The following is a 21,801-nucleotide window of genomic DNA, read 5'->3' as shown; positions in this document are numbered from 1 at the left end:
GGCCGTAAGTGACCCCGCGTTGGCTGTCGAACGGCCGGTTTAGACGTCGATCGAGTCCATGTGCGGGTAGCGCGCCCCGGCTGCCACCCCGGCGGGAGCCAGTTCGTCCAGGCGGGCCAGGTCCTCGGCGGAGAGTTCGACGTCGGCAGCGCCCAGGTTTTCCCGCAGGCGGTTGACCTTCTTGGTGCCGGGGATGGGAACGATGTGCTCGCCCTGGGCCAGCAGCCAGGCCAGTGCCAGTTGCCCCGGGGTGCAGCCCTTCGCGTCCGCCAACTCCTTGACCCGGTCCACGAGCTGCAGGTTCCGGTCAAAGTTCTCGCCCTGGAAGCGCGGGGAGTGCCGGCGGAAATCGTCCGGGGCAAAGTCCTCGGGGCTGCGGAACTGGCCGGTCAGGAATCCACGGCCCAGCGGGCTGTAGGGCACAAAGCCAATGCCGAGCTCGGCGAGGACCGGGAAGACCTTGGTCTCCGGCTCGCGCTCCCATAGCGAGTATTCGGTCTGCAGGGCGGTGATGGGGTGCACCGCGTGGGCCCGGCGCACGGTGTCGGCGCTGGCCTCGGACAGGCCAAGGTGCCGGACTTTGCCGGCCTGGACCAGCTCAGCCATGGCCCCGACGGTTTCCTCGATCGGGACGGTCTTGTCCACCCGGTGCTGGTAGTACAGGTCGATGTGGTCCACGCCCAGCCGCTGCAGGCTTGCATCGCAAGCGGCCCGCACGTAATCGGGGGAGCCGTTGATGCCCACCCAGGATCCGTCGGGCCGCCGTTCGTTGCCGAATTTGGTGGCCAGGACGACGTCGTCGCGCCGGCTTGCGATGGCCCGGCCCACCAGCTCCTCATTGGTGAATGGGCCGTACATGTCCGCGGTGTCGAGCAGGCTTCCGCCGGCGTCGAGAAACGCCTGGATGGTGGCGACGGACTCGTTATCCTCGCCGTGGCCGTAGAACTCGCTCATGCCCATGCAGCCCAACCCCAGGGCCGAGACGGTGAGTGTACCGAGCGTGCGGGTTTCCATAGATATCTCCTCAACGGGAACGGTTGGACGCCCTGTCCGGCACCTGATCCGGCGCATGTTCAGCGGCGGGACGGCGCGCGGTGGGCAGACCGCAACTCTAGGCCCATCGGGCCGGGGACACAACGGGAGGTCTGCTTTGGCTCGGTGCTCCCTGGCTCGCGTAATGCCGGTCCGGCCCGGGAGCGAAAACGGCGTATGCCATCGGACCCAGCCAGAACGGCTGCAGACCTCCAGACCCGCGGATCGTCAGTACGAGCATGCGAGGGCGATCGCCCAGGCAATGGCTGGGGGGCCGCTTGATCCCTACGACGCCGGGGCGGCTGCCATTTTCGCCCGGACCTCGTCCATGTCCAGGTCCTTGATGGCGGTGATGAGCTGTTCCAGCCCGGCCGCGTTCATTGCCCCGGGCTGTGAGAAGACGAGGATCCCGTCCCTAAAGGCCATCAGGGTGGGGATGGAGGTGATGCGGGCGGCGGCGGAGAGGCCGGGCTCGGCCTCCGTGTCCACCTTCGCGAAGACGACGTCCGTGTGGTTGTCGGACGCCTTGCTGAACGTGGGGGCGAACATCCGGCACGGGCCGCACCAGGCTGCCCAAAAGTCCACCAGCACGATGCCGTTGCCGGTGATGGTGTCGTTGAAGGTTTTCTCGGAAATGTCGATGGTTGCCATGGCAAAATATTATACCCCCGGGGGTATATCAGCGAGCGTTGCGCCGGGTTTGCATTTATACCCCAGGGGGTATCATGATGGAGAGGGAAAGATGCCCGCCCTGGAGGATATCCGCACACTTTTCCTGCGCCTGACCTACGCCGGCGCGGGTCTTTCCCCCGTATTCTGCCGCTCAACATTTTTCCGCTCAACAGGCCAGTCCTACCGAAAGGTCCAGCACATGGAAATCACCCCGCAGCAGCTCGCGGAACAGCTCAAGGCCGGCAGCGATGCCCAGATCGTGGATGTGCGCGAACCGGCTGAAATCGCCGAAGGCATGATCCCCGGTGCCACGCACATTGCCTTGGGCGAACTGGCCGGCCGCCTCAGCTACCTGGACAAGTCCCGTCCGGTCATCGCCGTGTGCCGCAGCGGACGCCGCAGTGCGGCAGCGGCTGACCAGCTGGCGGCCGCAGGCTACACGGCTTACACCGTGCCCGGCGGAATGCTTGATTGGACTGCCGCGGGATTCCCGACCGCCTGACCCCACCAGACTGCCCGGGCGGCACGCCCCCAAGCGCCGCCCGGGCTTCCATTTGCCCGGACCGTGTCCCTGATGTGGCGAACCGGGCGGTGGAGGGCGGCCTCGCCCAGTAGCGGGCCGCCACAAGAAATGCTCCAAGAAATACCGAAAGAGATCATGAATTCCTTGAATACGACCACTCCTGTTCACAGCGCTCCCAAGTCCATCGATGCCTCGACCCTGAAGGCCTGGGAGGATAACCACGACGATCTCATGGTCATTGATGTGCGCAGCGGCGCAGAGTTCGATGCCATGCACATCAATGGCTCGTACCATGTGCCGCTGTCCATGCTCAGCGAACACGCGGAAGAATTCGCGGCAAAAATGGGTACCCGCGTGGTCCTCGTCTGCCAATCCGGTAACCGGGCCGAGCAGGCCCGCAAGCACCTGGACGCCGTAGGCCTTGCCAGTGCCAGCGTTCTGTCTGGCGGGGTCCCCGCCTACGCGGCCGCCGGCGGGAACGTCATCCGCGGCCGTGGCACCTGGGCCATGGAACGCCAGGTCCGGATGACCGCCGGCTCCCTTGTCCTTGCCGGCATGCTCGGCAGCAAGTTCATCTCGCCCAAACTGGGCCTGATTGCCGGCGGCATCGGTGCCGGCCTGACGTTCTCCGCAGCCACTAACAGCTGTGCCATGGGTCAGGTGCTCTCCAAGATGCCGTGGAACCGCTCCGCGAACGAGCCCACCGCGCACCAGGCCCTAAAGAGCCTGGACGCGAAGGCATGATCATTTCCGCGGCGGCGTTCGGGCTGATCGTCGGTGGCCTGCTGGGCCTGGTCGGAGGCGGCGGATCCATCCTCGCCGTGCCCGCCCTGGTCTATGGCGTGGGGCTGCCGCTTGCGGCGGCGATCCCGACGTCGCTGGTCGTCGTCGGCGCATCCTCCGCCGTCGCGGTGCTGCCCCGGCTGCGGAATGGGGTGAACTGGAGACTGGCGCTGATCATCGGCGCCGCAGGCACCGTGACGGCCTACCTCGGCGCGATGGTCAACAGGTTGCTGGACCCGAAGGTCCTGCTGCTGGCTTTTGCCGCGATCATGGTCTTCGCCGGCATCCGGATGCTGATGCCGTCGACATCCGTCGGCGGCGCCTGCGCGCTGCCCGGCGGCGGCGTCAACTGGCGCAGCTGCCTGCCCAAGGCGATCGCCACCGGCGCCGTCGTCGGGTTCCTGACCGGTCTACTCGGCGTCGGGGGCGGCTTCCTGATCGTCCCGGCACTCACCCTGGCTCTCGGACTCCCGATGGCGCTGACTGTTGGAACTTCCCTCGTGATCATCGTGATCAACTCGGCCGCCGGCTTCGCCGCCCATCTGGGTGATCTGCAGATCGACTGGGCCGTCACGGCGGCCTTCGCCGTCACCGCGATGGCCGCCTCACTCGCGGCAGGGCGGATCGGCACCGGCATCCCGGACAGGATCCTCAAGCGTGGCTTTGGAATCCTGGTGCTGGTGATCGCCGCCTACGTCGCTGTGCAGGCGCTCCTGTCCTGAGGGGCGCCAGGGAACGTGAAAAAAGGCGCCGGAGGACATGTCCTCCGGCGCCTTCCCTTCCTCAACGCCTGTGCTTGGGCGCCGGCAGGGTCGACCTACCGCCCGAACAGCTTCGCGAAGAAGCCCTTGCCCGTCGACTTTTCCTGCTCGTGCCCGCGGCAACGCTGGGAGCTCGGAACCCCGCGCATGACCTGGTCGACGTGCTGGCCGCAGCCTGCCCATGTGGTCTTCTGGCATTTCTTACATGTCACCGCACGGCACATCTGGTTGCTCCCTTGCATAGGTGGATAGTCTCATCAGTATACCCCCTAGGGTATTTATGCGGCTGACGACTTCACCGCGAGATAGAGCGGCAGCCCCGCGGGCCGGCGCCAAGGCAGCCTTCGAGGGAGTGTTTTTGAGGCCGCCAACGGTCTGGGCGCAGCATCGCCACCGCGTCCGGCTCCAGCCGAGTTATCCCCTTGATTCCACTGCGCAGCGGGAGGATCGTGGGCCGTGCGGCACGACGTTGTGCCAGGCAGACGCGTAGCGGGAGGCTCGATGGCGGCAGAGGCGGTCTTCCGGGTTGTTGTTGGGGTCGACGGGTCGGACTCGTCACTGGCAGCTCTGGAATGGGCCCTTCAGGAAGCCCGGCTGAGAGCCGGGCAGGTTCACGTTGTCACAGCATGGCACTACCCCCTCCTCGGGGATGCCGCTGGCAAGGCTGAGGACCATGAAGCCTTCGGCGACAACGCCCGGAATGTGCACGCTGATGCGCTGCGGCGGGCATCCGGGTCCGGTGTTGCGGTCACCGGTGAAGTGAAGGAGGGGCATACCGCGGAGGTGCTCCTGAAGGCTGCGGCCGGGGCCGATCTCCTGGTGGTCGGATCGCGGGGTCGTGGCGGCTTCGCCGAAATGCGACTGGGGTCGGTATCGAGCCATGCGGTGCACCATGCCCATTGTCCTGTGCTGGTGGTCCGTACCGGTGCCAGGGCGGTTCCTTAGATTGCAGGTTTGTGGTCGGTGCCGCGCATCCGGACGACCACGAGGATTCCCGACAACGCGGTGAGCGCCGCGACGACGGCGACGGCAGCGGGGATGCCGTAGGCGTCCGCGAGAATGCCGGAGAGCAGGGCGCCGACGGCGAAGCCGCCGTCGCGCCAGAGCCGGTAGATTCCCACCGAGCGTGCGCGCCACTGCGGATGGGCGACGTCGCCGATGGCGGCGAGCAGGGTGGGGTAGACCATGGCTGTTCCGAGACCGAGGAGAGCGGCGGCGGCGAACCAGACCCCGAAGCCGGTGCCGAGGGCAACGATGCCGAGCGCTACGGCCTGGAGTAGCATGCCCCCGACGATCAGCCTTTTACGGCCGTATTTGTCCGACATGGCTCCGGTGACGAGCTGCGCGGCGCCCCAGACGGCAGGGTAGACGGCGGCCAGGATGCCGATCTTCTCGATGCTCAGCCCGGCGGCGGCAAAAAGGAGCGGAAACAGGCCCCAGGCGAGGCCGTCGTTGAGGTTGTTGACCATGCCGGCCTGGCTGACCGAGGACAGGGACTTGTCCCGGAAACTGGTGAGGGTAAAGATCTCCCGGTTGCTTAGTTCCCCGTGGGCGGCAGCGTGGGCGGCCGTGTGGTTGGCGGCCTCCACTCTGGCGTAGCCTCGGGTTTCCTTCACGGCCAGAACGGACAGGCCCAGTCCCAGGGCGATGTAGGCGGCGCCGAGCAGGAACGGCCCAGGGCGGAGCCCGTAGTTGGTGGCGATGTAGCCGGTGGCCAGGGCGGTCCCGGCGACGCCGAGGTAGCCGGCAGCCTCGTTCAGGCCCATCGCCAGGCCGCGCCGGGAGGGTCCGACGAGGTCCATCTTCATGACCACAGTGGTGGACCAGGTGAGGCCCTGGCTGATGCCGAGGATCACATTGGCGGCAACGATCCAGCCCCAGGAGGTTCCCAAGATCAGCAGTAGCGGCACGGGGATGGCGATGAGCCAGCCGGTCACAAGGACGGGTTTCCGGCCGTATCGGTCCGAGAGCGTGCCGGCGAAGTAATTGGTGCCGGCCTTGGCGAGTCCGAAGGCCACGATATAGGTCAGGGCGGACGTGTAGAGGTCAAGGTGGAAGACCTGGTCCGCCAGCAGCGGCAGCACGGTGCGTTCCTGGCCGAGGGTGCCGCCGACTAGGGCATTGACGGCGACCAGGAGTATGAACTGGGCCAGGTTCTGACGCAGGCCCAGGGTGATGCCGGTGCGCTGTGGGCGTTCCCGCCGGACTGCGCGGCCTTGAGGTGACGGGGTGTTGCCGGGCGTCATCTCTGAACTCCAGTTGTCCGGGACATGCGTCGACGGCGGCCGGGTGTCCCGGCCGCCGCCAACGCTGTCAATTAATTACTTCGGGTCGTGCCGCGATCAGTTGCTGGAAACAGATTCCCGAGCCTGCTGCCAGGCGGCCCATCCGGCGTAGCTGCCGTCGAGTTCGACGACGTCGTAGCCGGCCCGGCGCAGGGCGCTGGCCGCGACGGAGTTCCGGACCCCGCTCTGGCAGTAGGACACGATGGTGCCTTCGGAGGGGAGCTGGTCCAGGTTCCACATCACGCGGCCGCCGCTGAGCTGGTGGGAGCCGGGGATGTGTCCTGCGGCGTGTTCGGTGCGGTTGCGGACGTCGAGGACCATCGCGGCCTCAAAGCCACCCAGTTCTTCAGGCTGGATGAGCTTGGGGGTGCTGGCGGGCAGGCCTTCGAGGCCTGTGACGTAGCCGGCGACGTCGTCGATGCCGACGCGGACCAGGTGGTCCCACATTTCCTGCGCGGCGGCCTGGCTGGGGGCCAGGAGTACGAGCGGGTTCTTGTCGGTTTCGGGGTTGACCACCCAGGCGCCGAAACTGGCGGTGGACTTGCCGAAGGGGATGTTCAGGGAGCCGGTGACGGTGCCTTCGTGGACTTCGGCGTTCGAGCGGGTGTCCACGAACGTGATGGCGTCAGCGGCGAGGCCCTGGGCAACAGTTTCGGTGGCGAGTTCGCTCAGGGGGGCGCGTTCGCCCATCACTGCTGGGCCCTCCCGGTTCTCGCGCTTCATCCGGCCGAAGTAGGCGTGCGCGTCGGGCTGGCCGTCGAGGAGCTCGGCGATGAAGCCCTCCTCGTCGTTGGCGGCCAGGTAGGGGCCCCACCAGGCGTAGAGCCGTTCGTAGCCGACCGTGCTGGAGGGGATGGCGCCGAGGGCCTTGCCGCAGGCGCTGCCGGCCCCGTGGCCGGGGTGCACCTGGACGTGGTCGGGCAGGGTCAGGAACTTATCGCGCAGGCTGGCGAACAGCTGCTTGGCGCCGGCGAAGCGGGTGTCGATGCCGCCCGCGGCCTCGTCCAGCAGGTCCGGGCGCCCCAGGTCCCCGGAGAAGACAAAGTCACCGGAGAGCAGATAGCCGGGGGTGTCGGCGAACGCGCCGTCGGTGATCAGAAAGGACAGGTGTTCCGGGGTGTGGCCCGGAGTGTGCAGGGCCTTGACGGTGATGTTGCCCAAGGTGATCACGTCGTCGTCGTTGAGGCGTTCGGCCTGGAAGCCGTACTGCCAGTCGTCCCCGCCCTCGCCGGAGACGTAGGCGGTGGCGCCGGTCGCGGCGGCGAGTTCGCGGGTGCCGGACAGGAAGTCCGCGTGGATGTGGGTCTCGGTGACGGCCACGATCTTCATCCCGTTGGCCGCGGCCAGGGAGCGGTACACGGCGATGTCGCGGCGCGGGTCAACAACGACCGCCTCACCCTTGGCCTGGCAGCCGATGAAATAGCTGGCCTGGGCGAGGTCTTCGTCGTAAATACGCTCGATAAGCATGGGGCTCTCTTTCGCTGGGCGGGGGAGTTTCCGGGAGGGGATTCTCCGTCGGTCTACCCACAACGATAATACCCCTGGGGGTATCTTGCAACCGGCATGCGGCAGGCTGGCTGCCGGCTTCCCACTGCTGGCCGATATACCCGCCGGGGTATACAATTGGCAAAGTACCGCCCACCTTTGGAGCCCGCCATGGAACTTGATTCGACCGAACTCACCCCGATCATCAACCGGCTCAAGCGCGCCCAGGGACAGCTCGCCGGCGTCACGCGCATGCTCGAGGAGGGGAAGGACTGCAAGGACATCGTCACCCAGCTCGCCGCTGTCTCGAAGGCTTTGGACCGGGCAGGCTTCGCCATCATCGCGACCGGCCTCGAGCAGTGCCTTCTCCGCGGGGACACGAGCATGGATACCAAGGATCTGGAAAAGCTCTTCCTGTCCCTTGCCTGATGCCGCCACTATTACCGCAGGAGCAGCCATGAGCTATACGCATACCGTCACGGTCCCGCTGACCTGGGAAGAGGCTGTACAGCGCACCCGCGAGGCCCTCGCCGGACAAGGCTTCGGCATTCTCTCGGAGATCGACGTCCGAGCCACGTTTGAGGCCAAACTCGGCGCCGGTGCCGCCGAGGAGCTCGGCGACTACATGATCCTGGGCGCCTGCAACCCGGCCCTGGCCAGTCGGGCACTCTCCGCAGAACCGGACATGGGCGCGCTGCTGCCCTGCAACGTCGTCGTCCGCCGGGGCAAGGACGCCGCCGAGACCACCATCCAGGCCATCGACCCGCAAACCATGGTCAAGCTCAGCAACAGCCCGGCCGTCCGCGACGTCGCCAACGACGCCGACGCACGGCTCCGGGCAGCTCTGCGCACACTCAGCGGCGCAGAAATCCCGGGGAACTGAAGCACTCCCTACCTCGACGGCATCAAGATGCCCGGCCGGGCCGCCGGCCGGTGCTGAGGCATCAACACTACCGTTTGGATGTCAGCCTCAGGAGTTGTTCCGGGGGGATCCGAGGGTAGATGAGTTGTGCGTGCACGCCCGCGTTGTCAGTAGACGCCGCCACGGCTGGCCCCGGCTCACCCTTGCCGGGGGATGCGCGGGGCGGGGGCGGGCGGCAGAGTGCAGATATGACGAAGACCCGCGAGCGCAAGGGCTGGCTGCGCCAGGCGGCGCCCGGACTCAATGCCGTGGCTACGTACCATAAGGACTGGTTCGGCAAGGACATCGTTGCCGGGGTTGTCCTGACGACGTTGCTCGTTCCGCAGGGCATGGCCTATGCCGAGCTGGCGGGGCTGCCGCCGATCACCGGGCTGTACACGAGCATCCTCTGCCTGCTCGCCTACGCGGTCTTTGGCCCGTCCCGCATCCTGGTCCTGGGGCCCGACTCTGCCCTCGGGCCCATGATCGCCGCGACGGTCCTGCCCCTTGTCGCGTCCGACGGCGACCCGCAGAAGGCGATCGCGCTCGCGTCGATGCTTGCCCTCATGGTCGGCGCCATCATGGTCTTGGCGTCCGTGGCCAAGCTCGGCTTCATCGCCGACCTCATCTCCAAGCCGACGATGATCGGCTACATGAATGGTCTCGCGATCACCATCCTGGTGGGCCAGCTCCCGAAGCTCTTCGGGTTCAAGATCGAAAGCGAAAACTTCATTGGCGACCTGGTCGGATTCGTCGAGGGCGTGGCCAATGGCGAGACAGTGGTCGCCGCGGCGGCGGTCGGCATCGGCGGGATTGTGCTGATACTGGTTCTGCAGCGGTGGCTGCCCAAGGTCCCGGCGGTACTCGTCATGGTGGTCGCCGCGATCGCGGCCACGGCGGTCTTCGATCTGGCCGCAAAGGGCGTCTCGCTGGTCGGGGAACTCCCGCGGGGATTCCCGCCGTTCACCATTCCCCAGGTGGACTTCGCGGACCTCGGGCTGATGTTCGCCGGGGCCCTCGGTATTGCGCTGGTGTCCTTGACGGACACGATCTCGACGTCGACGGCGTTCGCCGCACGCACCGGGCAGGAAATCCGCGGCAACCAGGAGATGATCGGGATCGGTGCCGCGAACCTGGCCGCGGGCCTCTTCCAGGGCTTCCCGGTCAGCACCAGCGGATCCCGGACCGCCGTCGCTGAACGTTCCGGCTCGAAGTCGCAGCTCACGGGCGTGACGGGCGCCGTGCTGATTCTCCTCATGCTGGTGTTTTTGCCGGGGCTGTTCCGGAACCTGCCACAGCCGGCACTGGCGGCCGTGGTGATGACGGCGTCGATCTCCCTCGCCGACATTCCCGGAACGGTTCGGCTCTGGCACCAGAGACGCACCGAGTTCTACCTGTGCATGGCCGCCTTCCTTGGGGTCGCGTTCCTGGGCGTCCTGCCCGGCATCGGCATTGCGGTGGGGCTGTCCATCCTGAACATCTTCCGCCGGGCGTGGTGGCCGTACGAGACCGTGATCGGGCGGGTGCCCGGCTATGAGGGGTTTCACGACATCCGCGTCCACCCGGATGCGAAGCACCTGCCCGGCCTGGTGATCTACCGGTGGGACGCCCCGTTGTTCTTCGCCAACGTCCGGCCGTTCCGCGACAACATCCGGCACCTGGCACGAACGGAACCCAAACCGCGGTGGATCGTCATCGCGGCCGAGCCGATCACGGACGTTGACACCACCGCCGCGGACGTCTTGCTCGATCTGGATGTCGAACTGAACGCGCAGGGTATCTCCCTGGTGTTCGCCGAGGTCAAGCACAGGACCCGGGAGAAGATCGAAAAGTACGGATTGACCCGCGAAATCGAGCCGGAGCATTTCTATCCCACCACCGAAGCAGCGGTTGCCGCCTACATGGCCCAGACCGGCGCCCAATGGAGCGCCGAAGAGTAACGGCAGGGGAGCAGACGTGGTTCCTCCTTAGCGGTGAATACGATCTGACCCTGAAGTGAGCAGCACGGAGTCGACGGCGGAGGCAGGCGCCGCGCGCCAGGCGCCCCGGTCCAGGACAACGGTGGTCAGGACTGCCAGAACCACGACGGCGAAGTAGATCAGTTCCGCCCGGCCAGCCTCGGCACCGGAGAAACCGAAGGAACCCACCGTAAACGTGCCCTGGGCGTCGTGGAAGAGGTAGGTGAGCAGCACGCTTCCGCCGGTGCGGTTGAACAGCCACACGTAGAGGAAGGTGATGGCGAAGGTGGTGGGCAGCCCGATCAGGCTGAGCTGCCCGAACACGACCAGTGGAACGTGCCAGAAAGCCACCACAACGCCCAGGAGTGCCGCGGACCGCAGCGGCGCCCACCTCGCCTGGTGCAGCGGCAGGGCATACCCGCGGAAACCGGGTTCCTCTCCCAGAGGTCCGTCCAGCGGATTGACCAGGCGCACGGCAAAAACGGCCAGGAGCCCGGACCACGTCACCTGGGCCAGCCCCGGTGCAGGGGCGCCGAGTGCCATGTTCGCGAATCCGGTGACCAAGGCCATCAACGGCGGGAGGAAGAGGGCCACGGCGTACCAGACCCAGCCCACCCGCCACCGGATGAGCCGCCGGCCCCACGCCCGGAAGCCGGCCCTGCCCTCGGCGAGCCCAATGACCATCAGGGCCGCAGCCAGCGGACCGATCGGCAGGAATTCGAACTGCGGCATCAGCCCGGCCGCATAGAGCGGCCAGGAGCACCAGGAGATCGCGAACGCCAGGACAAAGAACGCCGGGAGGCGGTGACGCTGCAGCCAGACCTTGAAACGCGGCATGACGGCTCCTGGGGAGCAGGGACGGATACGGCTCATTGTCCGCCCGCGGGCGCCCCCGAATCCAGCAATGCCGAAACGGGCACCCTCCGCGGACCGCAGCCGGCGTTCCGCTGGCATCACGAGAACAACGCGGGGTCACTTACGGCCGGTCCGAGGCGCTTCGATGGGCCGTAAGTGACCCCGCGTTGTTTTTCTACTCGCGGGTAGGGCCGCGTTGGTCCCTCGCGACCCCCGTCCGGCCCTGTCATAGTGGGTCACGACACACAGAGTTAACCGGATCCGCTCGCAAAAACCATCGTTTCCTTGGCAAAATGCAGGTGGATCAATTGCTTCTAAAGGAGACCCATGGGCGCGAACACCGCGGAAAACACCAACCTTCGGCTTAAGGCCGTGCTGGATGTTCTGGCAGAGGAGGTATGGACGGGCGAGAAGCTGAACGCCGGAGCCGTGCTGGGCGAGGCAATCGCACGGGTGCCGCTCAACGACCACGAACGCGAACTCCTCAGTGGCGGCATTCCCCGCGGCCACAAGACCCTGACCACCGCCACGGCCAAGCTGGTCAAGGCCGGCTGGCTGGTCAAGGGCCGCTCCGGCTGGTCCATCACCGACGACGGCCAGCGCGCCACGGTGGCTTTCGCCGAGCCTGCCATCTTCGCTGCAGCGCTCGACGCCGGCACTCCCGTTCCGGCGGGCACGCCGCTTCCGACTGCTCCCGCGGCAAAGCCGGCGAAGCCGGAGAAGGCAGCAAAGGCAGAAGCGGCGCCGACCGCCACGGCCGGGGAAGCGCCGTCGACCACTTCCAAGGTTGCCGGCAAGGCCGCCAAGCTCATCGAGGAGGCCGTGGCCCCCGTGGCCAAGGCGGTGCGCAAGCGCAAGCCCGCAGCGAAGGCCGCACAGCCTGCGGCAGCAGCGTCGGCAGAAGCCCCGGCGGCGGCGGCCTCTGCTGTCAGCGTCGACACCATCGAGCAGCCGGACGCCGTCGCGGTTGCCGGCGACTTCAGCATTCTGCTGGGCGCGCCCGCCAACTGGGCGCCGCAGTACGACGAAGTCCAGATGGAACTGGACCAGGTGGATCAGCTTTGGAAGATCGCCGCGGACATTCCTGCCGGCTTCTACTCCTTCAAGATCGCCCTCAACCGGTCCTGGGACGAAAACTACGGTGCATTTGGCGTCTTCGACGGACCCAACCACGAAGTCCACCACGGCGGCGGCCTCCTGGTCATCCAGTACGATCACCGCACCCGGGACATCGTCCAGCCGTAGCACCGACGCGCAACCGTCCTGCCGACGCGCAAATGACCCTGCGACACCCGAAATCGGGTGTTCGCAGGGTCATTTGCGCGCCGCGGGCGGGTTTGCGCGTCCTGAGCCTGCCCCGCCTGACCCTGCCCCCTGAGTCCGCCAAGCCTGGGTCTGACCCGCCTGACCCTGCCGAGCGGCGGCGCGCCGCCCTAGCATTGCCTCATGGAGACCGTCGAGGTTGCGGGCCTGCGCATCCGGTACCGGCGCGCGGGCCAGGGTCCGCCGCTGGTCCTGCTGCACGGCGCCTACGAAGACAGCCGCATCTGGCGGCGGCAGCTCGAGGATTTGTCGGCTGACTTCACGGTTTTCGCCTGGGATGCACCCGGGTGCGGCGGCTCGGACGATCCGCCGCCGGACTTCACCGGACAGGACTTGGGCGACGCCCTGGCAGGTTTTCTGCGGGAAGCGGTTCCCGGTCGGCCGCACGTCCTCGGGCTGTCCATGGGCTCCGGCATTGCACTGGAGCTCTACCGGGCACACCCGTCAGTGCCCGCGTCGCTGCTGCTGGTCTCGGCGTACGCCGGTTGGGCCGGATCTTTGCCGCCCGAGGAAGTCGAGCGCCGCTATGCGCAGGTGCTCGCCGAACTCGATCAGCCGGCGGAACAATTCATCCCCGTATGGCTGCCCACGCTGTTCACGGAACACGCTGATCCGGCGGCGGTGCAGGAAACCAGCGCCATCATGGCCGACTTCCACCCGGGCGGCATGCGGGCACTGCTGAACGCGAACGCCCACGCCGACTACCGCGACGTGCTGCCCACCATCGCGGTGCCCACCCTGCTGCTGTACGGCACGGACGACGTTCGCTCGCCGCAAAACGTGGCCCGCGAGATGAACCGGCGGATCCCTGGCGCGACGCTGGTGATGATTCCCGACGTCGGGCACATGGCAGCCGTCGAAGCGCCGGCTGCCTTCAACGCCGAGGTACGCCGGTTCCTGCACGGACTCTCCGCGCGGTGACGCCCGCTAGAACCGGGTCGGGTCCGGCCGCGGCGGCACCGGGCCGGGATCCGGAATCGGGAGGGGGCCGGGCGGCGTCGGGAACGGACCCGGTTCCGGTGACGGAGTGGGCGCGGGACCGGGTACCGGCTCGGGCCCCGGAACCGGCGGTGGCGTGACCGGACCGGGTTCCGGCGGAAATGGGTCTCCGGGCTCCGGCGGCGTCGTGGGGCCGGGTTCTGGCGGAAACGGATCGGGGCCGGGGGGTGGTGGAATAGTCATGCGTGGCTTCCTTTCGTGGGCTGGCGTTCAGGATCGTCGATCAGGCGCCGCGGCGCAGGCGCAACACCTGCAGTTCCCAGGGCCGCAGGCGCACCGCGCCCGCGGAAAGGCCCTCCCGCACCGCACCCGCGGCTGAACCCGGGCCGGAGCCGCCGTCGGAGGCGTCGGCGTCGGCCGGATAGTTGCCCAGGACCAGCTCCGCGTCACCCCAGGCCTCGTCCCCGAGGTCCGCGTCGCGCACCTCGCCGGAGAAGTTGCCCAGCACCAGCAGCTCCGGAATCCCGGCGCCGTCCGTGGGACCGTCTGCGGGACTGCCGGAAGAAACGGCTGAACCGGGCCCGGTCAGGGCCCGGGTGAACGCATAGACGTGCGGGTCATCCGGCAGCAGCATGGTGAAGTTCCCGTGCGAGACCACCGGTTCCGCATGCCGCAGCGCTATCACCTGGCGGTAGAAGCTGTAGACCGAATCCGGATCATCCACCTGGGCGGCGGCGTTGATGTGGTTGGCATTCGGGTTCACCGCGATCCAGGGTGCCCCGGTGGTGAAGCCGGCATGCCGGGAGGCGTCCCACTGGACCGGGGTCCGCGCGTTGTCCCGGTTCAGCGGCGCGAGGGCGGCGAGGACCTCGGCGTCGGTGTGGCCCAGGTGCGTGGTGGCTTCGCGGTGGTGGTTGAGGACCTCGATGTCGCGGTAATCGCTGATCGCGCCGAACGTCATGTTGGTCATGCCCAGTTCTTCACCCTGGTAGACGTAGGGCGTGCCGCGGTGCAGGTGCAGGACGCCGGCCAGCATTTTGGCGGAGAGCTCGCGGTACCGGGGGCTGTCGTCGCCGAAGCGGGACACGGCGCGGGCCTGGTCGTGGTTGCCCCAGTACAGGCTGTTCCAGCCCGTCTCGGCCAGCCCGTCCTGCCAGCGGCCCAGGGTCCGCTTCAGCTCGGTGAGCAGGAGTTTCTTGGGCCGCCACTTGTCGCCGTCCTCCTGGTCCAGCGCCACGTGCTCGAACTGGAACACCATGTCCACCTCGGCCCGGGCTGGGTCGGTGTACAGGATGGCGTCGTCCACGGTCACGCCGGGCATTTCGCCGACGGTGAGCAGTTCGCCGGTGCGCTTCGCGAAGACTTCCCGGTGCATCTCTTGCAGGAACTCGTGCATGCGGGGGCCGTCGATGTAGAACGGGGAGCCGTCACCAAAGAGCTTGCCGTCGGCCACCGGGCCGTCCGGGAGCGAGGTGTCCTTGGAGATGAAGTTGATGACGTCCATCCGGAACCCGTCCACGCCCCGGTCCAGCCACCAGTTCATCATCTCGTAGACCGCGGCGCGGACCTCCGGATTCTCCCAATTCAGGTCCGGCTGCTTCTTCGAAAAGATGTGCAGGTAGTACTCCCCGGTGGCCTGGTCGAACTCCCACGCGGGCCCGGAGAACGCCGAGCCCCAGTTGGTCGGCTCCGCCGCCTTGCGCCGCGGGGAGGCGCCGGCGTCGACGTCCCGCGGCTGCCGCCACCAGTACCAGTCGCGCTTCGGGTTCCCCTTCGAGGACCGGGATTCCACGAACCAGGGGTGCTCGTCCGAGGTGTGGTTGACCACCAGGTCCATCACCAGCTTCATGCCGCGCGCGTGCAGCCCGTCGGTCAGTTCCCGGAGCTCCTCGAGGGTACCGAACAGCGGGTCCACGTTCCGGTAGTCGCTGATGTCGTAGCCGTTGTCGTCCTGCGGGGAGGTGTAGATCGGGGAGAGCCAGACGACGTCGACCCCCAGCCGCTGGAGGTAGTCCAGCCTGCCGATGATTCCGCGGAGGTCGCCGATGCCGTCGCCGTTGGAGTCGGCAAAGCTGCGCGGATAGATCTGATAGACGACGGCGCGTTGGAACCAGTCGCCGGCAGTCGCCTTGGGTGTTTCCGTGGGGGCTTCTTCGACCGTCATGGGGACTCCTCAGCTGGTCCGGCAGACAAGGGGGCAGCGCGTTGCTGACCCGCCAACGTCTGATTATTGACCAGTTGGCGGGGGCTGGGAAGACCTGCCCGGTCCGGCTGTGCTGTCGTGCTGTCCAGGCGCGGCCGCCCGGCCCGGCTAGTTCTGCGAGGCGATGGCGTTGTCGCGGTCCTCGAAGACGTCCTCGCCCGGTCCGGAGAAGGCCTTGGAGCGCTGGATCGCCTCGATGGATCCGGTGAACAGCTGGGAGTCGTGGGGATCCGGGTGCCGGTGGTGCTCGGCCGTAGCCTTGCCGGGGCGCTTGGAGCCCGTGACGGCGTCGGACGCGTTGCCGGAAGTGGACGCCGCCAGTGCCGACGGCAGCGATTCGAGGCGGACGTGGGGGAGCGCCGTCGGGTGGTCCTGCTGCAGGAACAGCACCAGTTCCTCGCGGATCAGGCAGCGGAGGTCGAACAGGGAGGCGCTGTCCGCGGCGCTGACCAGGATGCGCACGCGGACAAAGCCGGCGGTGGCGTCCGTGATCTGCAGGATCCCCACACGCTTGTCCCACAACGGCGTATCGGCCAGGACCTTCTTCAGCTCGCCGCGCATTGCCTCGACGGGAGCGCGCCAGTCGAGGTCGAACTCCACAGTGCCCATAACCTCGGACTGCCGCCGGGTCCAGTTCTCGAAGGGGGTGGTGGTGAAGTACGTCGAGGGCAGGATCAGCCGGCGGTCGTCCCAGATGTGGACCACCACGTAGGTCAGGGTGATCTCCTCGATCCGGCCCCATTCCTTCTGGACCACCACCACGTCGTCCACCCGGATCGCGTCCGTGAAGGCGAGTTGGATGCCGGCGAAGACGTTGACCAGCGAGGTCTGCGCGGCGAGGCCCGCGACAATCGAGATCACGCCTGCGGAAGCCAGGAGCCCGGCGCCGAGCGCCTGGATCGCGGGGAACGTCAGCATCATGCTGCCCAGGGCCACCACCGCAATCAGTGCGACGCCGATCCGCCGGGCCAGGATCACCTGGGTGCGCAGCCGCCGGGCGCGCCGGTTGTCCGCGACATCCACCCGGTACCGGGTCAGCACCATGGCCTCGATGATGAGCAGCATGGCGATGGCCAGCCAGGCCAGCGAACCGATGAGCGCAATCAGCAGCAAATGGTCCAGGCCGTGGCGCCATTCAAGATCCCCGCCGCTCGTGGCGAGCGCGATCCGGACGGCGATCAGGCACAGCGACAAGCGCAACGGCAGCCGGGCCACGCGGGAGGTCTCGCGCAGTTCGGGCTTGCTGCGGTTGAGCCGGAGCACAATCTTGCGCACCAGCCAGGACAGGACGAGCCCGGCAACCACGGCGAGGGCCATGGCCAGGAACGGCATTGCTTGGGTGAGGAACTCTTGCATTACTTAAGCTCTAGCAAGCTTCCACGGGCAACTGAAATCGCCGGGATGTCAACGTGGGTCTCCTCACGCCGCTGCAGGAGCCGGCGGGCACGGCAAGTCTTCGGCAGGTTCCGGCGCGGACCATCGCAGTCCAGCGCAGTCCGGCCGCGGGCCCGGACAGAGTTCGGCCCGCCACTCCGGGACTTTTGCCTCTTGATTTTGCCGACGGACGCTCCACAATGGTCGAACCACTTGAATCCCAGGGGGAGGGTGACATGCGTCGACTCGCGGCGTTCGGCACGGCAGCGTCGGCCGGTTTCTTGGTTGCGGCGCTGCTGGGCGCCTGCGGTGCGCCCGCGGGCCCGGGGCCGACGTCGCCGTCGATGCCCACCGTGCCGCCGCTGACGTCCGCGCCGGCCAGCAGCGGCGCCGTCGATGTCCCGCCGACCGAGCCGCCGTCGGCGCCGGGCACTCCGGCGCCGACGGCGGCGGATTGGCAGAGCCTCAAGACCCCGGACGGGAAGCTCGAGTTCGATCACCCCGCCGAGTGGACCGTCAAGGACCGCGGCGCCGAGGCGGCACCCGGCGGCGTGTTCCTGGAGGTCCTGAACGCGGGCGGCAAGTCGCTGGCCACCTTGAAGACCAACGTCGCCCCGGGCGCGGAATGCACGCAGCGGATCCCCTACCAGGTGCTCGATCTGGTGCAGGTTCCGGCCCTGGCCCAGCAGGGCGTCACGCCGCACTTCATCTTTGAGTTGCGGCTGTATCCGGCCGAGAAGGACCCCACGAAGGCCAACGTCATGGCCTACGGCATCAGTTCCGCGCCCAAGCCGTCCGGGCCCGATGCCTGCCCGATTTTCCAGTTCTTCACCTGGCCGCCCAGCGGAGCGTCGTTCGGGGGCGTCTATAACCCCTTCGACACCACCCCGGGCAACGAGCCCTTTGTCGACACCCCGGAGGCCTATCTGGAGACCTCCGAATACCAGGACATCAGGAAGATGATCACCTCGCTGCGCCCGGCGGGGCAGTAGGGCCGGCCCGGGCTCATGGCGAGGCGACGGCTCACAGCGGCTGCGGTTCCGGCTCCGTTTGTTTCGGCGCTGGTGCTCGCGGCTCTGCTGCTGGCCGGCTGCGGCTCACCGGCGGCGCCCCCTGCGACATCCGGCGCTGCGCCGGAGGCAACGTCCGCAGGTCCGCCTGCCGGAGGCACCCAGCCGGGAAATGACCAGCCGGGAAACACCCAGTCGGGAGACTCTTCGCAGGGGACACAGGGAACCACGCCGTCGGAGTCAGCCACGGACACAGCATCGGGAACGGCTCCGGGGAGCACCGCGGCGGCAACCCCGACGACGTCGGCCCTCCCGCCGTCGTCGTCCGGCTGGAAGACGTTCACGACGTCGGACGGGACGCTGAGTTTCGACTACCCGGCCGAGTGGGAGATCCGGGACCCTGCAGGGGAGGCGCCGCTGGGCGGTGAGTTCGTGGACGTTGTGAACGCCGCCGGGAAGCAGATGGCCGCGCTGCGCACGAACATCGTCACGGGCGCCGAATGCGGCGATCAACAGCCCTACTTGCTCATCGACTCTCAGCCGATGCAGGCGCTCGCCGAACCCGGTGCGGCGGACCAGAGCCCGCCGCGCTACGTCTTCGAGGCCCGGGGCGACTTCGGGGCGGCGGAGGCTTCGCCGCCCACCTACGCGTCGTACGGCATCACCATGATGCCGGAGGAGACCGGGCCCACGTCGTGTCCGATGTTTCAGCTCTTCCTCTGGCCGCCCAGCGGCGCGCTGTTCGGGCAGGCGTATGACCCCGGGAAAAACACGACGCCGGGGGACCCCGGGCTGCCGTACCTGGAGAAGGCGAAGCTCTACGCCAGCACGGCGGAGTACCAGGACGTCCGGAAGATGATCACGTCGCTGCGTCCGGCGGGCAACGGCGCGGCCACGGGCACGGGGACTGGCGCCGCGACGGAACCGGCGAAGTAGCTGCGTTAGACGACGCTGGGTTAGACAGCAGGCAGGTGCCGGTGGCGGTGACGGTGTTCGCGGACCGCAGGTGTCGGCGAGGCGTTCCTGCCGCCGCGCTGCCCGGTCCACGGGTTGCTGCTGACCTCCCGGATCAGCCCGGTGCCGGCGCACTCGCGCACGGCCATGATGCCGTCCGCCGCCTGGCGCTTGTCGTCGAATGCTGTGGAAATCGCCAACACGGTCCCGTCGGCGGCAAGGAGCCGGAACCGTACATTGGATTCCGCGTCGGTGAAGATTTCGAACTGTCCAGCCATTGTCTTGTCCTTGTCTAGCGGTGGTGACCGCCGGTGGAGGGTAAGAGCACTTCTTTGTGCTGTTGCCGGGTCTTCGACAAATCGCTGCAGTGCCGGTAGCCACCCTTTCGTGGACGGCGTCCCCGGGAAAGAGGCAAAGGTCCCTTGGTGTCTGGCGGATGAGACTGGGCCGGCAGTACCAAGTCCTGTGTGCCGAAACCGGGCGCCCGGATGGGCGCTACATTGGGAACATGGCGGGCAAACATCCTGTGCAGTTTCCGGCGGATTCCGGCGAGCCGGTGCGGCTGAACGCGCGGGTGTCCGGTGTGGTCCAGGCGGTCGGCTTCCGCTACTGGACGGTCCGGAAGGCCGAGGAACTGGGGCTCAGCGGCACGGTCCGGAACAACACCGACGGCTCCGTGGGCATCGTGGCCGAGGGGCCGCAGTCCGTGGTGCTGGAACTGCGGCGCTGGCTGCGCTCGCCGGAGGCGCCCGGCCGGGTGGAGGACGTCGAAGAATCGGTCTCGGCCGCGACGGGGGAGTTCGGCGGATTCGACGTGGCCTACTAGGGCTGCAGCTTTCCGGTGGCCGGTATCGTGGCCGGTCCGGGGCCGGTCCGGGGCGAAGGACCCTCGGCAGGGGCCCGGTTTCTGAGTAGGGTGGCCCCATGCAGAAGATATCGCTCGATGCCCTTGCCCGGCAGCAGCTGGCTGCCGCGGTTGCGGCACCCAGCGGACGGGCTGCGGACACTGCGTTTGGCGGGCATGAGAAAGTCTTGCGCCAGACCGTCATGGCGTTCAGGGCGGGGACGCAGCTGAGCGAGCACCAGAACCCCGGCGAGGCGACCGTGTTTGTGCTCCGCGGCTGTGTGCGCCTGCGGGCCGGCAACGAATCGTGGCAGGGCAAGACCGGCGATCTGCTGATCGTGCCCGAGGGGCTGCACAGCCTGGAGGCCGAGGAAGATTCGGCGATCCTCATGACCGTGGCGAAAATCAAGACCTGACGGCCCAGCCGCAGGCGGCGAGACCGGTCGAAGCCACTCCAGGGGCCGGATTACCGCAAGGAGCAGGACATGACTGTCATCCCTTTCGACGAGGTCCCAAAGACCCGGCGGTGGTGGGCCAGGGGGGCCTTCGCCGCAGTTGTCCTCGCGGTGGCTGTCCCGTTGGTGGCGGCGGGTTTGGCAGGCACTATTGCGCTGGTCACGACCGGCCTGGGCGCCGTGTTGGTGGCCGTGGCAGCGATCTACTGGTTCCTCATCAGCCGCGGTCTTCTGCGCTGGTTTGCGCTGGCGCTGGCGGTACTCGCACCCCTTGTGGTCGTGGCCCTCTACATCCAGGGGAGCCTGCTCCGGGAGGTGGCGATTGCCGTTGCGCTGGCATTCGTTGCCCTGGTCTGTGCCCGCGCCGCGCTCCGGGAAAGGAGTGAGGGCAAAGCCATGCCCGAGCACCCCGCCCCTGCCTGGCAGCATGCTTTCCTGGTGATGAATCCGCGTTCCGGCGGGGGCAAGGTGGTGAAGTTCGACCTCCAGCGGAAGGCGGAAGAACTCGGCGCCGAGGTGGCGCTTCTTGAGGGACCGGGGCCGGTCGACGTCGACGCGTTGGCCCGGCAGGCCGTGGAGCGCGGGGCCGATCTGCTCGGCGTCGCCGGTGGGGACGGAACCCAGGCGCTGGTGGCCGGCATTGCGGCCGAGCACAACCTTCCGTTCCTGGTGATCAGTGCCGGCACGCGCAACCATTTCGCCCTGGATCTCGGGCTGGACCGCGAGGACCCGACAGGCTGCCTCGATGCCCTCCGGGACGGGGTGGAGCTTCACGTCGACCTCGGCAAGATCAACGGCCGCACCTTCGTCAACAACGCATCCTTCGGGGTGTACGCCGAGGTGGTGCAGAGCCCTGCGTACCGGGACGACAAGGCCGGTACCGTGCTGGAGATGCTTCCGGACCTGATCAGGGGCGATAAGGGTGCGCGGCTGCGGGCGCAGGCTGACGGGGAGACGGTGGACGGCCCGCAGGCGGTGCTGGTGAGCAACGGTCCGTACGGCAGCAATGACCTCGCCGGCCTGGGCCGCCGAACCCGGCTGGACCGCGGCGTGCTCGGCGCGGTGGCGATTTCCGCCGCCAACACCCGGGAAGCGGTCGGCCTGCTGCGCCGTGCCACGAAGCGCGGCCTGATCCAACGCACCGCGGCGGAGGTGGTGGTCGACGCCGACGTGCCCGATATCCCCGTCGGAGTGGACGGTGAGGCTCTGCTGATGAGCACACCGGTACGGTGCACCATCGAACCCCGCGCACTGCGGGTACTGGTTCCGCGGAACCGTCCGGGCGTCCCGCCGGCCCAACCGGCGCTGGATCTGGTCCGGCTCCGCGAGCTGGCATGGGGCCGGCACGTGTCTGCGCCGTCTGCGCCGTCGTCCGCCGTTCCTCCGCACGCCGGCGGGGGATCGTAGCCTCGGCAGATCTGGCCTGAACCGTGTATGACGGCGA

Annotated in this window: 22 protein-coding genes; 14 read left to right on the top strand and 8 right to left on the bottom strand. The window is 67.8% G+C overall.

Annotated features, from left to right (window positions below; all coding sequences use genetic code 11):
- Positions 1–39 precede the first annotated feature (39 nt).
- A complete protein-coding gene (locus AC1DDH_RS16630; RefSeq protein WP_476955878.1) occupies positions 40–1,014 on the bottom strand; it encodes an aldo/keto reductase in 975 nt (324 codons plus the stop codon).
- 303 nt (positions 1,015–1,317) lie between these two features.
- Entirely contained in the window at positions 1,318–1,683 is a 366-nt protein-coding gene (gene trxA / locus AC1DDH_RS16625) for a thioredoxin (protein WP_230007315.1), read from the bottom strand.
- A 220-nt stretch (positions 1,684–1,903) separates the two neighbouring features.
- Between trxA and AC1DDH_RS16620 the strand changes: the two genes are divergently transcribed.
- The 4 genes from AC1DDH_RS16620 (at position 1,904) to AC1DDH_RS16605 (ending at position 4,716) form a co-directional block, all read left to right on the top strand.
- Positions 1,904–2,206: a rhodanese-like domain-containing protein gene (locus AC1DDH_RS16620; protein ID WP_476955886.1), complete on the top strand. Its 303-nt coding sequence runs from the start codon at positions 1,904–1,906 to the stop codon at positions 2,204–2,206.
- A 156-nt stretch (positions 2,207–2,362) separates the two neighbouring features.
- A complete protein-coding gene (locus tag AC1DDH_RS16615; protein ID WP_476873556.1) occupies positions 2,363–2,971 on the top strand; it encodes a rhodanese-like domain-containing protein in 609 nt (202 codons plus the stop codon).
- On the top strand, positions 2,968–3,732 hold the full coding sequence (locus AC1DDH_RS16610; RefSeq protein ID WP_476932143.1) for a sulfite exporter TauE/SafE family protein: 765 nt from the start codon (positions 2,968–2,970) through the stop codon (positions 3,730–3,732). Before AC1DDH_RS16615 ends, AC1DDH_RS16610 begins: the two co-directional genes overlap by 4 nt.
- Positions 3,733–4,272: 540 nt before the next feature.
- The gene (locus AC1DDH_RS16605) at positions 4,273–4,716 is read left to right on the top strand and encodes a universal stress protein (RefSeq protein ID WP_230007318.1); all 444 of its coding nucleotides are present in this window, start codon (positions 4,273–4,275) and stop codon (positions 4,714–4,716) included.
- Here the strand turns inward: AC1DDH_RS16605 and AC1DDH_RS16600 are convergent.
- Entirely contained in the window at positions 4,713–6,017 is a 1,305-nt protein-coding gene (locus AC1DDH_RS16600; RefSeq protein ID WP_476955877.1) for an MFS transporter, read from the bottom strand. The two genes, AC1DDH_RS16605 and AC1DDH_RS16600, sit on opposite strands and share 4 nt — an antisense overlap.
- Before the next feature lie 96 nt (positions 6,018–6,113).
- Positions 6,114–7,523, bottom strand: coding sequence for an MBL fold metallo-hydrolase (locus AC1DDH_RS16595; RefSeq protein ID WP_476955876.1), 1,410 nt, complete (start codon positions 7,521–7,523; stop codon positions 6,114–6,116).
- Between the two features lie 189 nt (positions 7,524–7,712).
- On the opposite strand from AC1DDH_RS16595, the gene AC1DDH_RS16590 reads away from it, so the two are divergent.
- From AC1DDH_RS16590 to AC1DDH_RS16580, 3 genes are all read left to right on the top strand, one after another.
- Complete coding sequence (locus AC1DDH_RS16590; protein WP_476851641.1) at positions 7,713–7,970, top strand: metal-sensitive transcriptional regulator; 258 nt, start codon at positions 7,713–7,715, stop codon at positions 7,968–7,970.
- Between the two features lie 28 nt (positions 7,971–7,998).
- On the top strand, positions 7,999–8,424 hold the full coding sequence (locus AC1DDH_RS16585; protein ID WP_476948200.1) for a DUF302 domain-containing protein: 426 nt from the start codon (positions 7,999–8,001) through the stop codon (positions 8,422–8,424).
- A gap of 227 nt (positions 8,425–8,651) precedes the next feature.
- Positions 8,652–10,382: a SulP family inorganic anion transporter gene (locus AC1DDH_RS16580; protein WP_476851639.1), complete on the top strand. Its 1,731-nt coding sequence runs from the start codon at positions 8,652–8,654 to the stop codon at positions 10,380–10,382.
- Between the two features lie 27 nt (positions 10,383–10,409).
- Here the strand turns inward: AC1DDH_RS16580 and AC1DDH_RS16575 are convergent, their stop codons facing one another.
- Positions 10,410–11,237, bottom strand: a complete 828-nt coding sequence (locus AC1DDH_RS16575; RefSeq protein ID WP_476955875.1) for a CPBP family glutamic-type intramembrane protease — start codon at positions 11,235–11,237, stop codon at positions 10,410–10,412.
- Between the two features lie 345 nt (positions 11,238–11,582).
- On the opposite strand from AC1DDH_RS16575, the gene AC1DDH_RS16570 reads away from it, so the two are divergent.
- Together AC1DDH_RS16570 and AC1DDH_RS16565 are read left to right on the top strand one after the other, a co-directional pair.
- Complete coding sequence (locus AC1DDH_RS16570; protein ID WP_476955874.1) at positions 11,583–12,500, top strand: pullulanase X25 domain-containing protein; 918 nt, start codon at positions 11,583–11,585, stop codon at positions 12,498–12,500.
- Positions 12,501–12,701: 201 nt separating this feature from the next.
- A complete protein-coding gene (locus tag AC1DDH_RS16565; protein ID WP_476955873.1) occupies positions 12,702–13,499 on the top strand; it encodes an alpha/beta fold hydrolase in 798 nt (265 codons plus the stop codon).
- 301 nt (positions 13,500–13,800) lie between these two features.
- Here the strand turns inward: AC1DDH_RS16565 and AC1DDH_RS16560 are convergent, their stop codons facing one another.
- Positions 13,801–15,681, bottom strand: a complete 1,881-nt coding sequence (locus AC1DDH_RS16560; protein WP_476955872.1) for an alpha-glucosidase — start codon at positions 15,679–15,681, stop codon at positions 13,801–13,803.
- Between the two features lie 147 nt (positions 15,682–15,828).
- The gene (locus AC1DDH_RS16555; RefSeq protein WP_476851634.1) at positions 15,829–17,076 is read right to left on the bottom strand and encodes a mechanosensitive ion channel family protein; all 1,248 of its coding nucleotides are present in this window, start codon (positions 17,074–17,076) and stop codon (positions 15,829–15,831) included.
- 218 nt (positions 17,077–17,294) lie between these two features.
- On the opposite strand from AC1DDH_RS16555, the gene AC1DDH_RS16550 reads away from it, so the two are divergent.
- On the top strand, positions 17,295–18,086 hold the full coding sequence (locus AC1DDH_RS16550; protein WP_476871886.1) for a hypothetical protein: 792 nt from the start codon (positions 17,295–17,297) through the stop codon (positions 18,084–18,086).
- A gap of 15 nt (positions 18,087–18,101) precedes the next feature.
- Complete coding sequence (locus AC1DDH_RS16545; protein WP_476955871.1) at positions 18,102–19,040, top strand: hypothetical protein; 939 nt, start codon at positions 18,102–18,104, stop codon at positions 19,038–19,040.
- Positions 19,041–19,060: 20 nt separating this feature from the next.
- Here AC1DDH_RS16545 and AC1DDH_RS16540 read toward each other — a convergent pair whose 3' ends face one another.
- Positions 19,061–19,336, bottom strand: coding sequence for a YegP family protein (locus AC1DDH_RS16540; protein WP_243182192.1), 276 nt, complete (start codon positions 19,334–19,336; stop codon positions 19,061–19,063).
- A 230-nt stretch (positions 19,337–19,566) separates the two neighbouring features.
- On the opposite strand from AC1DDH_RS16540, the gene AC1DDH_RS16535 reads away from it, so the two are divergent.
- The 3 genes from AC1DDH_RS16535 to AC1DDH_RS16525 all read left to right on the top strand — a co-directional run bounded on the left by AC1DDH_RS16535 (position 19,567) and on the right by AC1DDH_RS16525 (position 21,764).
- Positions 19,567–19,884 (top strand): acylphosphatase, encoded by a 318-nt coding sequence (locus AC1DDH_RS16535; RefSeq protein ID WP_043436330.1) that lies wholly within the window; start codon positions 19,567–19,569, stop codon positions 19,882–19,884.
- Positions 19,885–19,982: 98 nt separating this feature from the next.
- On the top strand, positions 19,983–20,318 hold the full coding sequence (locus tag AC1DDH_RS16530) for a cupin domain-containing protein (protein ID WP_026538519.1): 336 nt from the start codon (positions 19,983–19,985) through the stop codon (positions 20,316–20,318).
- A 69-nt stretch (positions 20,319–20,387) separates the two neighbouring features.
- On the top strand, positions 20,388–21,764 hold the full coding sequence (locus tag AC1DDH_RS16525) for a diacylglycerol/lipid kinase family protein (protein ID WP_476851630.1): 1,377 nt from the start codon (positions 20,388–20,390) through the stop codon (positions 21,762–21,764).
- The last annotated feature ends 37 nt before the right edge of the window (positions 21,765–21,801 follow it).

The sequence above is a fragment of the Arthrobacter sp. 10T425 genome, assembly GCF_056393985.1.
The sequence above is the reverse complement of the archived record's forward strand: the minus strand, read 5'-3'. Positions and strand labels throughout refer to the sequence as shown.

Coding starts and splice junctions, on each gene's coding strand:
- AC1DDH_RS16630 (WP_476955878.1), bottom strand. CDS start 1,014: ATGGAAACCCGCACGCTCGGTACACTCACCGTCTCGGCCCTGGGGTTG.
- trxA (WP_230007315.1), bottom strand. CDS start 1,683: ATGGCAACCATCGACATTTCCGAGAAAACCTTCAACGACACCATCACC.
- AC1DDH_RS16620 (WP_476955886.1), top strand. CDS start 1,904: ATGGAAATCACCCCGCAGCAGCTCGCGGAACAGCTCAAGGCCGGCAGC.
- AC1DDH_RS16615 (WP_476873556.1), top strand. CDS start 2,363: ATGAATTCCTTGAATACGACCACTCCTGTTCACAGCGCTCCCAAGTCC.
- AC1DDH_RS16610 (WP_476932143.1), top strand. CDS start 2,968: ATGATCATTTCCGCGGCGGCGTTCGGGCTGATCGTCGGTGGCCTGCTG.
- AC1DDH_RS16605 (WP_230007318.1), top strand. CDS start 4,273: ATGGCGGCAGAGGCGGTCTTCCGGGTTGTTGTTGGGGTCGACGGGTCG.
- AC1DDH_RS16600 (WP_476955877.1), bottom strand. CDS start 6,017: ATGACGCCCGGCAACACCCCGTCACCTCAAGGCCGCGCAGTCCGGCGG.
- AC1DDH_RS16595 (WP_476955876.1), bottom strand. CDS start 7,523: ATGCTTATCGAGCGTATTTACGACGAAGACCTCGCCCAGGCCAGCTAT.
- AC1DDH_RS16590 (WP_476851641.1), top strand. CDS start 7,713: ATGGAACTTGATTCGACCGAACTCACCCCGATCATCAACCGGCTCAAG.
- AC1DDH_RS16585 (WP_476948200.1), top strand. CDS start 7,999: ATGAGCTATACGCATACCGTCACGGTCCCGCTGACCTGGGAAGAGGCT.
- AC1DDH_RS16580 (WP_476851639.1), top strand. CDS start 8,652: ATGACGAAGACCCGCGAGCGCAAGGGCTGGCTGCGCCAGGCGGCGCCC.
- AC1DDH_RS16575 (WP_476955875.1), bottom strand. CDS start 11,237: ATGCCGCGTTTCAAGGTCTGGCTGCAGCGTCACCGCCTCCCGGCGTTC.
- AC1DDH_RS16570 (WP_476955874.1), top strand. CDS start 11,583: ATGGGCGCGAACACCGCGGAAAACACCAACCTTCGGCTTAAGGCCGTG.
- AC1DDH_RS16565 (WP_476955873.1), top strand. CDS start 12,702: ATGGAGACCGTCGAGGTTGCGGGCCTGCGCATCCGGTACCGGCGCGCG.
- AC1DDH_RS16560 (WP_476955872.1), bottom strand. CDS start 15,681: ATGACGGTCGAAGAAGCCCCCACGGAAACACCCAAGGCGACTGCCGGC.
- AC1DDH_RS16555 (WP_476851634.1), bottom strand. CDS start 17,076: ATGCAAGAGTTCCTCACCCAAGCAATGCCGTTCCTGGCCATGGCCCTC.
- AC1DDH_RS16550 (WP_476871886.1), top strand. CDS start 17,295: ATGGTCGAACCACTTGAATCCCAGGGGGAGGGTGACATGCGTCGACTC.
- AC1DDH_RS16545 (WP_476955871.1), top strand. CDS start 18,102: ATGGCGAGGCGACGGCTCACAGCGGCTGCGGTTCCGGCTCCGTTTGTT.
- AC1DDH_RS16540 (WP_243182192.1), bottom strand. CDS start 19,336: ATGGCTGGACAGTTCGAAATCTTCACCGACGCGGAATCCAATGTACGG.
- AC1DDH_RS16535 (WP_043436330.1), top strand. CDS start 19,567: ATGGCGGGCAAACATCCTGTGCAGTTTCCGGCGGATTCCGGCGAGCCG.
- AC1DDH_RS16530 (WP_026538519.1), top strand. CDS start 19,983: ATGCAGAAGATATCGCTCGATGCCCTTGCCCGGCAGCAGCTGGCTGCC.
- AC1DDH_RS16525 (WP_476851630.1), top strand. CDS start 20,388: ATGACTGTCATCCCTTTCGACGAGGTCCCAAAGACCCGGCGGTGGTGG.